10 protein-coding genes are annotated in these 13,171 nt (G+C 45.7%); 4 read left to right on the top strand and 6 right to left on the bottom strand.

Translation table 11 applies throughout. From position 1 onward, the window contains the following. Positions 1-18: 18 nt before the first annotated feature. Positions 19-2,124: an ATP-dependent DNA helicase RecG gene (recG, locus tag F8C76_RS04905; RefSeq protein ID WP_152130704.1), complete on the bottom strand. Its 2,106-nt coding sequence runs from the start codon at positions 2,122-2,124 to the stop codon at positions 19-21. 46 nt (positions 2,125-2,170) lie between these two features. On the opposite strand from recG, the gene F8C76_RS04900 reads away from it, so the two are divergent. Further along, positions 2,171-4,261, top strand: a complete 2,091-nt coding sequence (locus tag F8C76_RS04900) for a M1 family metallopeptidase (protein ID WP_152130703.1) — start codon at positions 2,171-2,173, stop codon at positions 4,259-4,261. Beyond that, complete coding sequence (locus F8C76_RS04895) at positions 4,258-5,172, top strand: patatin-like phospholipase family protein (RefSeq protein ID WP_129652511.1); 915 nt, start codon at positions 4,258-4,260, stop codon at positions 5,170-5,172. Before F8C76_RS04900 ends, F8C76_RS04895 begins: the two co-directional genes overlap by 4 nt. Position 5,173: 1 nt before the next feature. Here the strand turns inward: F8C76_RS04895 and F8C76_RS04890 are convergent, their stop codons facing one another. From F8C76_RS04890 to F8C76_RS04870, 5 genes are all read right to left on the bottom strand, one after another. Next, positions 5,174-5,695: a DUF7935 family protein gene (locus tag F8C76_RS04890; protein WP_129652510.1), complete on the bottom strand. Its 522-nt coding sequence runs from the start codon at positions 5,693-5,695 to the stop codon at positions 5,174-5,176. Between the two features lie 75 nt (positions 5,696-5,770). Continuing rightward, the gene (locus tag F8C76_RS04885; RefSeq protein ID WP_152130702.1) at positions 5,771-6,544 is read right to left on the bottom strand and encodes a coiled-coil domain-containing protein; all 774 of its coding nucleotides are present in this window, start codon (positions 6,542-6,544) and stop codon (positions 5,771-5,773) included. Positions 6,545-6,584: 40 nt separating this feature from the next. Further along, positions 6,585-8,159, bottom strand: a complete 1,575-nt coding sequence (locus F8C76_RS04880) for an FMN-binding glutamate synthase family protein (protein WP_152130701.1) — start codon at positions 8,157-8,159, stop codon at positions 6,585-6,587. A gap of 3 nt (positions 8,160-8,162) precedes the next feature. After that, positions 8,163-9,437: an amidohydrolase gene (locus F8C76_RS04875; RefSeq protein WP_152130700.1), complete on the bottom strand. Its 1,275-nt coding sequence runs from the start codon at positions 9,435-9,437 to the stop codon at positions 8,163-8,165. A gap of 11 nt (positions 9,438-9,448) precedes the next feature. Next, positions 9,449-9,988 carry a DsrE family protein gene (locus F8C76_RS04870; RefSeq protein WP_152130699.1) on the bottom strand — a complete coding sequence of 180 codons (540 nt, stop codon included), beginning with the start codon at positions 9,986-9,988 and terminating at the stop codon, positions 9,449-9,451. 132 nt (positions 9,989-10,120) lie between these two features. Here F8C76_RS04870 and F8C76_RS04865 point away from each other — a divergent pair, with 132 nt between their 5' ends. Continuing rightward, complete coding sequence (locus F8C76_RS04865) at positions 10,121-12,451, top strand: ATP-dependent helicase (protein WP_152130698.1); 2,331 nt, start codon at positions 10,121-10,123, stop codon at positions 12,449-12,451. A 98-nt stretch (positions 12,452-12,549) separates the two neighbouring features. Next, entirely contained in the window at positions 12,550-13,170 is a 621-nt protein-coding gene (locus F8C76_RS04860) for an L-threonylcarbamoyladenylate synthase (protein WP_152130697.1), read from the top strand. Position 13,171 lies beyond the last annotated feature (1 nt).

Raw genomic sequence — 13,171 nt, 5'->3', positions numbered from 1 at the left:
ACCAATGTCGGGCTTTTTTTAGCTAATATAATTCCAAATAGTCTTGTTTTGCATCATTCGGGAGTAAGCCTTTCTGATGGGGATGTTTTCTTCTTTTTCCAATCTTGGGTCTTCCTTGAGCAATTGTAGGGCGTGGTAACGTGCCGTTTTTAAGATCTGGTTGTCCTTGACGATGTCGGCAATCTTAAGATTGAGCATACCACTTTGTTGGGTGCCCATTAAATCCCCCGGACCACGAAGCTTGAGGTCTACTTCGGCAATTTCAAAACCATCGTTGGTGCGCACCATGGTCTGTAGTCGGGTTTTGGCCTCTTCGGAAAGTTTGTGCCCCGTCATCAAAATACAGAAACTTTGTTCCGCACCACGGCCCACACGTCCGCGAAGCTGGTGCAGTTGGGAAAGTCCAAAGCGTTCCGCACTCTCAATGATCATGACCGAGGCATTGGGCACGTTCACCCCAACTTCGATTACTGTGGTAGCCACCATGATTTGGGTTTCGCCTTTTACAAAACGTTCCATTTCATAATCCTTGTCCGCGGGCTTCATTTTTCCATGTACAATGGAAATCTGGTATTCTGGTTGCGGAAAATCCCGGACAATGCTTTCGTATCCGTCCATTAAGTCTTTATAGTCCAAAGCTTCGGATTCCTGGATCAAGGGGTATACGATATAAACCTGCCGTCCTTTTTGGATTTCATCTTTGATGAACCCAAAGACTTTCAATCGATTGCCATCATATCTATGGACCGTTTTAATGGCTTTTCGACCCGGGGGAAGCTCATCAATCACGGAAACATCCAAATCCCCGTATAGGCTCATGGCCAAGGTTCGGGGAATGGGCGTGGCCGTCATCACCAAAACATGGGGAGGGATTTCATTTTTGTGCCACAACTTGGAGCGTTGCGCCACACCAAACCGGTGTTGTTCGTCCACAATGGCCAAACCTAGGTTTTTAAACTGCACTTTATCCTCCAAAACCGCATGGGTACCCACCAAAATATTCAGGTTGCCATTTTCCAATTGATTGTGCAATAAGGTCCGTTCCGATTTTTTTGTGGAACCGGTCAATAGGGCAATTTTCACATCCATATTGCCCAATAATTCCTTTAAACCTGTATAGTGCTGACTGGCCAGAATCTCCGTGGGTGCCATTAAACAGGCCTGAAACCCATTGTCTATGGCCAGCAACATGCACATGAGGGCCACAATGGTCTTTCCCGAACCCACATCGCCCTGCAAGAGTCGATTCATTTGGGCATTGCTTCCCAAATCGTTTCGTATTTCCTTGATGACCCGTTTTTGGGCCTTGGTGAGTTGAAAGGGAAGGTGGTTTTCAAAGAAGCCGGTGAATTTTTCACCAACCGCTTCAAAAGGCATCCCCTTGATTTTTTGTTTGCGAAGCAGTTTTTTTGAGATAAGTTGCATTTGCACAAAAAACAGTTCCTCAAACTTGAGTCGAAACTGCGCCTTGGCCAGTAAATTCTGGTTTTTGGGAAAGTGTATGTTGAAAAGGGCCTCACTTTTGGAAATCAACCGTAACTCTTCCAAAATACTGTTGGATAGTGATTCAGGAAATTGCCCCTTGGATTCGATGAACAACTGCTGCATCATTTTTCCCACAACCCGATTGGTAATGCCTTTGGCAACAAGTTTTTCCGTGGAAGGGTAGATGGGCTGCATGGCAATTTTAACCCCTTGTTGGTGCTCGGACAGGAGTTCCATTTCGGGGTGGGGCATGGAAAAAGTGCTTCCATACTTGGAAATCCGCCCAAAGACCACATATGGTTCATTGATTTTCAGATTCTCCCTTATCCATTTGTGGCCGCGGAACCAGACCAGTTCCATTTGTCCTGTTTCGTCCACAAAAGTGGCCACCAAGCGTTTTCCCCGTTTCTGTTCCACGGTTTTAAGATGGATGATCTTCCCAACAATCTGGACATCGGCACCGCTGGGTTGCAGCTGGGCGATTTTGTAATATTGGGTCCGGTCCAAATACCGATTGGGGAACAGATGGAGTAAGTCTCGATAGGTCTCTATGCCCAGTTCTGCCTTAAGGGTGTCCGCCCGATTGGGGCCGACACCTTTTAAATATGGGATGGGAGTTTGCAGAAAATTGGGATTCATCGAACTAAAATATGTAATTTGGAAGGACTTTTGATAGGATGATGGTATGAAGCTTACCCCCGCACTTATTTTTTTTCTCTTTATACAGTTGCTTTCTGCCCAGGTTCAGGATAAGGTGGACTTTATCCGGGCCGAAGTTTTGATTGAACCCACTCCGTCTGAAGGTCGCATAAATGGAAGTGCAGCCTATCAATATAATGTGATTGAAGATGTGGATTCCATATTTCTTGATGCGGTAAACCTTGATTTTTCCGCGGTGTATTTGGATGGGAACAAAGCAGACTACGAATACAACGGGAGAAAGCTTGTCATCAAAAAAAAGATGAAGAAAAGAGGCTCCCATATTCTATCCTTGGATTATGTGGCCCGTCCCAAACAGACCGTTTATTTTTTGGGTTGGGACGATGCTATTGAAGGAAATGAACAGATTTGGACGCAGGGTCAAGGCAAGTATACCAGTCATTGGCTGCCCAGTCTGGACGACATGACCGAAAAGGTGGAGTTTAACCTTGATATCATCCTAAAGCAGGACTATACCGTGATTGCCAACGGAAAGATGGTCAAAAAGGAAACCTTGCCCGATGCAAAAGGATATTTGTGGCAGTTTGATATGCAAAAACCCATGAGTAGCTATTTGGTGGCTTTTGCGATAGGTAATTTTAAAAAGGAGACCATTCTTTCCACATCTGGGGTGCCCATAGAGCTGTATTATGAACCCAAAGACAGTGTAAAGGCGGAACCGACCTATAGATACACCCAACATATTTTTGACTTTTTAGAGCAGGAAATCGGAGTGCCTTATCCTTGGCAGAACTATAAACAGGTTCCGGTACAGGATTTTTTGTATGCAGGGATGGAAAATACCGGGGCAACCATCTTTTCCAACACCTTTGTGGTGGATTCTGTGGCTTTTGCGGATAAAAACTACGTAAATGTCAATGCCCATGAACTCGCCCATCAATGGTTTGGGAATTTGGTGACGGAGCAGAGTGGAAACCACCATTGGCTGCATGAGGGATTTGCCACCTATTATGCCTACTTGGCAGAGAAGGATATTTTCGGGGAGGAATATTTCTACTGGCACTTATTGGAAACAGCAGAAGCCTTGAAAAGGTTTTCCCAAGATGGCAGCGGGGAGGAGCTTACCAATTCGGGAGCAGGTAGTCTGACGTTTTATGAAAAAGGGGCGTGGGCATTGGTCATGCTCCGTGATCAAGTGGGGGATGCCAGTTTTAAACATGGGATAAAGGATTATTTGGTCAAGTATGCTTTTCAAAATGTAACCATCCCCGATTTTATGGGGGAGATGGAAAAAGCCTCTGGGAAGAATCTCTCCAATTTTGAAAATCTTTGGCTACAAGAGTCAGATTTCCCATTCGAACAAGTAAAGGCTTTTTTGGTGGAGAAGAGCCCATCCATCAAAACCTATTTTGAGATCAAGGAAACCATAGGGGAGTCCAGGAATAGTGCTCCTACCATATTGGAGAATAAATGGGGCGCATGGCATTCCAGCAAACTGAAACATCGCTTATTGTTGGATTATGGGGATGTATTGCCTATAAGTTTTATTGCAAAAGTCTTAAAAACAGAGGATGAAAAGGCCCGTCAAGCGGTGGCACTTACCTTGCCCAAGGTGCCACAAGGGCTTCAGATGGATTTTGAGACGTTGTTGCTGGACAAGAGCTATGCAACCTTGGAACCCACATTGTACCGGCTTTGGACGGATTTTCCCGAAAAGCGGGCAGCGTATCTGGACAAAACAGACGGCATCATTGGGTTTCCCAACAAAAATATCCGCTTGCTATGGTTGACATTGGCCTTGGTGACCCCTGAATACCGAATGGATTCAAAACCGGCGCTTTTTAAGGAATTGAGCTCTTATACCAGTTCCAACCATCATTTTGAGGTTCGGTTGTTGGCGTTTCAATATTTGAAGAACATTGGCGGTTTCAATGATGAAACCTTGCGTAACTTGATAGAGTCCTGCGGCCATCATGTGTGGCATTTTAAAAAGACATCCCGGAACATGTTAAAGGAATTCTTGAAAAGCGAAGGCAGTACCGCACGATTAAAAGCGATTTATCCTTTGTTAAACCAAGAAGAACAGCAATATTTGGACAAAACTTTGGGCAAATGAGGGCATTGGTCATTTCGGGAGGAGGAAGCAAGGGCGCTTTTGCAGGAGGTGTTGCGCAGTTTCTGATCCAAGAGGCCCAACACAAATACGACATTTTTGTGGGCACATCCACAGGAAGTTTACTGATTTCCCATTTGGCGCTCAACAAGCTGGACAAAATCAAGGAAATTTATTCTTCGGTTAACCAGGATAGTATCTTCAACAATTGCCCTTTTCTCATTAAAAAAAAGCACGGAGTAGAGATCATTGCCATCAACCACTGGAATGTGGTGAAAAACTTTATCAAGGGTAAAAAGACATTCGGGGAAAGTGAGAACCTTCGAAAATTGATCAGGGAATCCATTACCGTTGAGGAGTTTGAAGAATTGAAGGAAAGTGAAATGGACGTCGTGGTTACGGTATCCAACCTCTCCTTGAACCAGGTGGAGTACAAGTCCATCAATGATTGCACCTATGATGAGTTTTGTGATTGGATTTGGATTTCATCCAACTACACGCCCTTTATGAGCTTGGTCAAAAAGGAAGGCTGTGAGTATGCCGATGGGGGGCTGGGAACTCTCGTACCCATTGAGGAGGCCCTAAACCGTGGTGCCACCGAAGTGGATGTAGTGGTTCTTCATACGGAAGTGAACTACCTCAACCGGATGTCTTCCAAAAACCCATTCGATTTAATCACCACCATCTTCAGTTTTATGCTAGATCGGATAGAGAACCAGAACATTAGGATCGGGAAATTGGTGGCTGGTCAAAAGGATGCCATCATAAACTTTTATTATACCCCCACGGTATTGACCACCAATTCACTGGTGTTCAATAAAGAACGTATGACGCTGTGGTGGAAGCGGGGATATTTGTATGCCAAGAATAAAAATGAGGAAACCAGTCCTATAGATCCCGAGCATCAGGAGTAGATCAATCCCAAAGTTCGCTCACCTCTTTTTTTACATAGGCCAAGGCCGTATTGGAAGGTGATTGCTTTTCCATGGTTTGGTTAAGGATGTCTTCCCGTAACTTGTCCGGAGAATCGGTTTCGCTCATGCCAGCGGAACGGATGATCTGTATGGTGGCATTTTTGGCCGCTTTGATGATGTTCCAGCATTCATCGCTCATGTATATCTGCTGGGAAAGATTGTGCTCAAATTCGGTTTCAATCTGTTTGATGAGCAAATTCTCATAGTCACTCTTGCTTTTTCCCTTGGGTGCCACACGGACCACTAGGCTATTGATGGCAATCCGCTCCAAGAAGAGCACCATTCGCTCATACGCCTGCAAACGGACAGGCAAGGTGTCTTTTTGGGAATCTTTATGTAAAAGAAATCGTCGTCTACCATCTTCGTTCCGGGTATGCAGTCTAAAAAAATAAAAAGCAACGGCCCCGGTTACAACAGCGGGCAACAAATAGGCGAAAAGTTGAAGGATATTGTCTCCAGTCATGGGATAGTTTGGTTTTTTATTGATTTTACACAACAAGAACGAACCAAACTTTTAAAAAGTATTTATCCCATGAGATTATTGGACCGCTTTGGCACTTTCCTTGGCCTTGGCGTAAAATGCTTTAAAGTCCGGTTGCAACTTAATGTTTATCCCTTCCTTGAAATTGCCATCCTTGGCAGAGATGGACACACTGCCACTGGGCACCCCCAGAACAGTCACCAATTCTTTGGAAACCGTTGCGGCTTGATCGTAAGTAGGGCCAAACTCTCCCGTAATATTGAGTCCCTCAACTTCTGTGGTGAAATTTGGGTTGGTCAAAATGACCTTTGAAACGTTTGCAAGCCATTCCTTTCCGGCATCGGTCAGGGTAGTGGAGGTGTCAGAACCAAAAAGGCTGCTTAGGCTATTGGAGATAACGATCACTCCATCACCAACAGCTACTTTTGCATTCTCACCCAAGGTTTGTTTAATGCGGGTCAAGGAAACAATGGCCGTGGAATCGTTTGCCGATATCATATCGTTGATACCACTAAGCTGTTTTTCTTTTCTGGCCAATGCGGCCATGGCCCGGTTCACATTCTCAGAATTTTGCTTGGAAAGCTCAGAGAAGTTGCTCAAGTTGCCCAAAAGGGTGGCATTGGCATCCCGTAGCCCAGCATTCTCCACTTCCAAGGTTTCTGCCTTGGCATTGCTGGAGGATATTTCGCGCTTGGCTTTGGCCAAATCCTGCTCAACGCTTGAAATTTGCGATTTTAGGTTGTCGATCTCAGCCAAAAGGTCACTTTTTCTTTGGGAAAACATGGTGGTGGTCAAGGCTAAGAATACAATTAGGGGTAACTTTTTTCTCATGTGTGGTGTATATATGGTCGTTTATTTATGGATTGCTAAATTATGATGTTTTTTTTAGAACTGGCTTTCCGCCCAAATGTACGCAATCATATAGGTTTTGCATGGACTCGAAAGGGACCTGCGTTTTTTTATAGCGATAAATGGCTTCCAGGTCACTGCTCAGATAGTCATGATCCACGTTTAGTTGGATGTCGTTCATGGTAAATTGACAAGGGTGTTCGTAACCGGCCGCATGCGTAATTTCCAAAAATTCTTTTCGGAATGTTTTAAAGTATTGGGCCAATCTATCTGATTTTAAGGGTACGTCAATGCCTTTTTGCAGCCATTTACTCTGTGTGGCCACACCAGCAGGACAACGATTGGTATGGCATACCTGGGCTTGGATGCAACCGATGCTCATCATGGCTTCCCGGGCTACATTGATGCAGTCCACCCCCATGGCAAAGGCCATGGCCGCTTTGGCGGGGAAGCCCAATTTTCCACTTCCAATAAATACGATCCGTTCCGTGAGCCCCCGGTCCGCAAAAACTTTATAAACCGATGAAAAACCGTAGGTCCATGGTAGGGAAACATGGTCTGCAAAACTGGGTGGAGCTGCTCCTGTGCCGCCTTCTCCACCATCAATGGTAATGAAATCAGGGCCTTTGCCTGATTTTTTCATCAAGTCGGCCAGCTCTTCCCATTGGTCCAGCTTTCCTATGGCACCCTTGATGCCCACAGGTAATCCGGTTTCCTCTGCGATGGACTCGATAAGTTCCAAAAGCTCAGGAATAGAACTAAATGCTTTGTGTGTTGAAGGAGAGAGTACATCCTTTCCTACTTCAACACCCCGTATCTCGGCAATTTCATGGGTGATTTTGGCGCCGGGTAAAACACCGCCCTTTCCAGGTTTGGCTCCCTGCGAAAGTTTGATTTCGACTCCTTTTATGGCAGGATTTTCATCCACCAATATTTTTAGTTTATCCATGGAAAAGTTGCCGTCCCGGGATCGCACCCCAAAATAGCCGGTCCCAAAGTGAAAAATAACGTCCCCGCCTTGTTTGTGATAGGGGGATAGCCCACCTTCCCCGGTATTGTGATAGGCGTCACATTTTTCCACCCCTTGGTTCATGGCTGTTACCGCCGCAGCGGAAAGGGAGCCAAAACTCATGGCGGAAATATTGATGATGGAAGCCGGTCGGAAAGGTTTTCTGCGTTTGTTGTAGCCGCCAATGACCTTGGCGCAGGGCAAGAAATAAGGATTGTCGATATTGGGGTGACCTTGTGGCATTTGGTAGGCCATCATGGCGTTCTTCACAAAAATATGCTGATGGGCATAGATATCCCTTTCCGTACCAAAACCTTCATAATTGTTCTCCTTTTTGGCCGATGCATAGATCCAGCCCCGTTCAATCCGGTTGAAGGGGAGTTCCTCGCGATTATTGGCCACAAAATACTGTCGCATTTCTGGGCCAATGCTCTCCAACCAGTATCGCAAATGGCCCACCACGGGGAAATTATGGCTAATGGTATGCGCTCTTTGGAAAAAGATATCCCGAAGGGCAACCAGCAATAGAAAGATGAGAATCCATCCCCACCATGGGATGCTTCCAAGAAAATCCAATATAGGTTCCATGTTTTACTTGTTCAAATAATCCAAAGTCAATTGGGTCATGGTCTTTACGCCCAAGAGTAGTCCACTGTCATCAATTTTGAAATCGGGGGTATGGTGCGGAAAGGACTCCGTGGTCCCTGGGGTCATTCCTCCCAAAAGGAAAAACATACCGGGCACTTTCTCTTGGAAGTAGCTGAAATCTTCGGCACCCGTAATGGCCTTGTGAATGGTAACATTCTCCTTTCCTGCCACTTTTTCAAGCGTAGGGGCCATTTGTGCGGTCAAATCCAAATCATTGAATGTAATAGCTGTAGATGTCGTGATCTCGATTGTTGCTTCAGCACCATAGGCTTTGGCAATAGCAGGAACCATTTCTTCCATACGTGTATTGATGTGTTTCTGCATATCGTAATCCAAGGTTCGAATAGTACCGATCATTTCAGCACTTTCAGGGATGATGTTGAACCGGACCCCACTGGTGATCTTGCCCACGGAAATGACCGCAGCTTCGTTGGTAAGGTTGGTCTCGCGGCTGATAATGGTCTGAAGGCCATCGATAATCTTGGCGCTGATCATGATGGGGTCAATCCCTGCCCAAGGCTGAGACCCATGGGTTTGCTTTCCTTTCACATTGATTACAAAGCGCTGGGCGGATGCCAATGCACCTCCCGGTTTGTACTTGATGGTGTTGATGGGCGTTTGGGAGTTGATGTGAAGTCCAAAAATGGCATCCACATCCGGATTTTGAAGTACGCCTTCCTTGACCATGAGTTTGGCACCGCCTTCTTCACCTGGAGGCGCTCCTTCCTCAGCAGGTTGAAAGATAAACTTTACCGTACCCTTTATTTTATCCTTGTTTTTGGACAGCACTTCGGCAACACCCATTAAAATGGCGGTGTGTGTATCGTGCCCACAGGCATGCATCACCCCGACTTCTGTACCCAAAAATTCAGATTTTACGGTAGACTTGAACGGAAGGTCGTTGCGTTCGGTCACAGGAAGGGCATCAATATCTGCCCTAAGGGCGACTACCTTGCCTGGTTTTTTTCCTTTCAGCAGACCTACCACTCCCGTGTGGGCTACGCCAGTTTGTACTTCAATCCCCAGGGATTTCAGGTGTGCCGCAATTTTTTCCGCTGTTTTGAACTCCCGGTTGCTGAGCTCCGGATTTTGGTGGATATCACGCCGCCATTCAATGACTTTGCTTTCAATGGCTTGATAGTCTTTTTCCAATTTGGCGTCCTGTGCCCAAAGGCCTAGACCGGACACCAAAAACACGAAGGTGATCATTTTGTTCATAAGAAATCAGTTTAAAATTTTATTAGTCGATATCCTTGGTTTTGCAATTGAATAAGGGCCGTCATGGCCGAAAGGGCAATCTTACTGCCCGGAATAAGGTCTTCTTTGGGGTAGTTGCGCGATTTTGAGGACTGCCCGCACAAAATGACCTCCACTCCGGCATTCAGCAACTCCTTGACCAGGTCATAATTGGGATTCACGGTTCCAAAACGAGCTTGGTAAGCCTCATTGTGTATAATGTCCTTGGCAGCTGTTCCATGCAATACCAAGGCCGCCTTAAGTTGGGATACCGGGACCCCACTTTGGGCATGCATGTTCAGAAAACGTGCCGCTGTTTCTATTTTTTTGTTGATTTCGGTGTGGGATTCGGGACTCTCCATAATATCAAACACCAATTTGAATTCTGCACTTGTATCGGTTTTGAAATCTGGATTTTCCACGGTCCAGACCTCGCCATAATTTTCAAGTACAGGTCCTGCTTTTTTTTCTTGGGAGAATCCTAGGGATACCATGGCCATAAGGGAAATGGTTAACAAGAAGGAATATTTCATTAGTAAAAGTTGAGTTGCTAAATATATTCAATTCAATTCAAAACTCCTCCGTGTTTATAAATATTGATAGGTTGATTTTAGCATGAGGGCATTATTGGCTAATTTCACGCCTACTTTTAAATTTCTGAGCTTTTGAGTGATTTTTTGGATGAATTGAATGATGCGCAACGGGCTCCTGTATTGCACAAGGACGGTCCGTTGATGGTCATTGCCGGTGCTGGATCGGGAAAGACCCGTGTACTTACCTTTCGCATAGCCCATTTGATGAACCAGGGGGTGGATTCGTTCAATATTTTGGCCTTGACCTTCACCAATAAGGCGGCTCGAGAAATGAAAAAGCGGATTTCGGATATTGTGGGCACCTCAGAGGCCAAAAACCTTTGGATGGGAACCTTCCACTCGGTTTTTGCAAAGTTGTTGCGGTTTGACGGAGATAAATTGGGATACCCGAGTAATTTTACTATTTATGACACCCAAGATTCCCAACGTTTGATCGCTTCCATCATCAAGGAGATGGGGTTGGACAAGGACATCTACAAGTACAAGCAGATCCAAAACAGGATATCCTCGTATAAGAACAGTTTGATCACCGTGAAGGCCTATTTCCAGAACCCGGAACTGGTAGAGGCCGATGCCATGGCCAAACGCCCACGATTGGGGGAAATCTATAAGAATTATGTGGACCGCTGTTTTAAGGCGGGGGCCATGGATTTTGATGATCTTTTACTTCGCACCAATGAGTTGTTGACGCGTTTCCCGGAGGTTCTGATGAAATACCAGGATCGGTTCCGCTACATATTGGTGGATGAGTACCAAGATACCAATCATTCGCAATACCTGATTGTAAAGGCCTTATCGGACCGTTACCAAAATATTTGTGTGGTGGGGGACGATGCCCAGAGTATCTATTCGTTCCGAGGGGCCAACATCAGCAACATCCTTAATTTCCAAAGGGATTATGACGATGTGGCTGTGTATCGACTGGAACAAAACTATCGATCTACCAAGAACATTGTCAATGCAGCCAACTCCATCATCGAAAAAAACAAGGACCAGTTGGAAAAGGTGGTGTGGACCTCCAATGATGCGGGCAATAAGATAATCATCCATCGTAGCATTACCGATGCAGAGGAGGGGCGGTATGTGGCAGGCTCCATTTTCGAGAACAAGATGCAACATCAGATGCAGAATGGGGAATTTGCTGTGTTGTACCGTACCAATTCGCAATCCAGGGCCATTGAGGATGCACTGCGTAAACGTGACATCCCTTACCGGATTTACGGGGGACTTTCGTTTTATCAGCGCAAGGAGATCAAGGATGTGTTGGCCTATTTGCGGTTGATCGTGAATCCCAAGGATGAAGAGGCCCTGAAGCGGGTCATCAACTTTCCGGCCAGGGGTATTGGGCAGACCACCATTGACAAGCTTATTGTTGCGGCCAATCATTACGGTCGTTCCATCTATGAGGTCATGGAGCATTTGGAAAAACTCAATCTGAACATTAATGCCGGGACCAAGCGTAAGTTGCAGGATTTTGTGACCATGATCAAGAGTTTCCAGATCATGAACGAAGGTTCCGATGCGTTTACCTTGGCCGAACATGTGTCCAAGAAGACCGGTTTACTGTTGGAGTTCAAAAAAGATGGAACCCCAGAGGGAATTGCCAAAATGGAAAACATTGAAGAGCTCTTGAACGGTATCAAGGATTTTGTGGAAGGACAAAAGGAATTGGCAGACGCCACGGGAAGCTTGACCGAGTTTTTGGAAGATGTGGCCCTTGCCACGGATATGGACAAAGATGTGGGAGACGATGACCGGGTGGCGTTGATGACCATCCACTTGGCCAAAGGCTTGGAGTTCCCTTATGTATACGTTGTGGGAATGGAGGAAGACCTCTTTCCATCGGCCATGAGCATGAACACCCGTAGCGAACTGGAAGAAGAAAGACGATTGTTTTATGTGGCTTTGACCCGTGCTGAAAAGCAGGCTTTCCTTACCTATACCCAAAATAGATACCGATGGGGGAAATTGATCGATGCCGAACCCAGTAGGTTTTTGGAGGAGATAGATGAGCAGTATGTGGAAAACCTTACCCCGGTAAACGATGTGTATCGGTATAAATCCATGATCAACGCCAATATTTTCGGCGAGGTGGACAAGAGTAAACTGCGGCAGGTGAAACCAAGCAATGGAACACCTCCCAGTACACAACGCCCCAATGAGAATCAATTGCGCAAACTTAGAAAGCTGAAACCTGATTTGGCTTCTCCTTCGTCAAGCAATCCGGTAGCGGATTCTGATCTGGCCGAAGGTGCTTTGGTAAACCATACTCGTTTTGGAAGGGGCAAGGTGGTTAAAATTGAAGGGGTGGGGAACGATAAGAAAGCGGAAATCCTTTTTGATCAGGGCGGAATCAAAAAACTACTGCTCCGTTTTGCCAAGCTAGAGGTGATTAAGGACTGATGTCCATAATCCATCACCCATTTTTTCAGGCTTATGTTTTCAATGTAAACTTTGTTACCTTGCATTGTGATTGGCATTGGAGCCATTTTTAGAGGTATATGGCAGAGTTCATCAAACTTTATGAGGAAAACCCCAACCCGAGGCAGGTCGAGAAAATTGGCAACGTACTCAGGAAAGGAGGGCTGATCATCTATCCTACGGATACGGTATATGGCCTAGGCTGTGACATTACAAATTCCAAGGCATTGCAACGCATTGCCCGCATCAAGGGTATAAAATTGGAAAAGGCCAACTGGTCCTTTGTTTGCGCAGATTTAAGCAACTTATCGGATTATGTGCGGCAGATAGACTCCGCTACCTTCAAAATATTGAAAAGGGCGCTTCCGGGTCCTTATACCTTTATTTTGCCCGGCAACAACAACTTACCAAAGGATTTCAAAAAAAAGAAAACCGTGGGGATAAGGGTGCCCGATAACAACATCGCCCGGGCATTGGTCACGGAATTGGGCAATCCCATTGTTTCCACATCCATTCATGATGAGGATGGCATCTTGGAATATACCACCGACCCCGAGCTCATTTTTGAGAAATGGCAGAATTTGGTAGATGTGGTCATTGATGGGGGCTACGGGGACAACGTGGCGTCTACGGTCATTGATGTTTCAACCGGTGTTCCTGAAGTGGTTAGGGAAGGTAAAGGAGAACTGGATATATTTTAAA

Origin of the sequence: Flagellimonas olearia (assembly GCF_009184425.1) — a bacterium.
GTDB lineage: Bacteria > Bacteroidota > Bacteroidia > Flavobacteriales > Flavobacteriaceae > Flagellimonas > Flagellimonas olearia.
The sequence above is the reverse complement of the archived record's forward strand: the minus strand, read 5'-3'. Positions and strand labels throughout refer to the sequence as shown.

Bases quoted from the DNA above. Each gene is read 5' to 3' on its own strand.
- recG (WP_152130704.1), bottom strand. From the start codon at position 2,124: ATGAATCCCAATTTTCTGCAAACTCCCATCCCATATTTAAAAGGTGTC.
- F8C76_RS04900 (WP_152130703.1), top strand. From the start codon at position 2,171: ATGAAGCTTACCCCCGCACTTATTTTTTTTCTCTTTATACAGTTGCTT.
- F8C76_RS04895 (WP_129652511.1), top strand. From the start codon at position 4,258: ATGAGGGCATTGGTCATTTCGGGAGGAGGAAGCAAGGGCGCTTTTGCA.
- F8C76_RS04890 (WP_129652510.1), bottom strand. From the start codon at position 5,695: ATGACTGGAGACAATATCCTTCAACTTTTCGCCTATTTGTTGCCCGCT.
- F8C76_RS04885 (WP_152130702.1), bottom strand. From the start codon at position 6,544: ATGAGAAAAAAGTTACCCCTAATTGTATTCTTAGCCTTGACCACCACC.
- F8C76_RS04880 (WP_152130701.1), bottom strand. From the start codon at position 8,159: ATGGAACCTATATTGGATTTTCTTGGAAGCATCCCATGGTGGGGATGG.
- F8C76_RS04875 (WP_152130700.1), bottom strand. From the start codon at position 9,437: ATGAACAAAATGATCACCTTCGTGTTTTTGGTGTCCGGTCTAGGCCTT.
- F8C76_RS04870 (WP_152130699.1), bottom strand. From the start codon at position 9,988: ATGAAATATTCCTTCTTGTTAACCATTTCCCTTATGGCCATGGTATCC.
- F8C76_RS04860 (WP_152130697.1), top strand. From the start codon at position 12,550: ATGGCAGAGTTCATCAAACTTTATGAGGAAAACCCCAACCCGAGGCAG.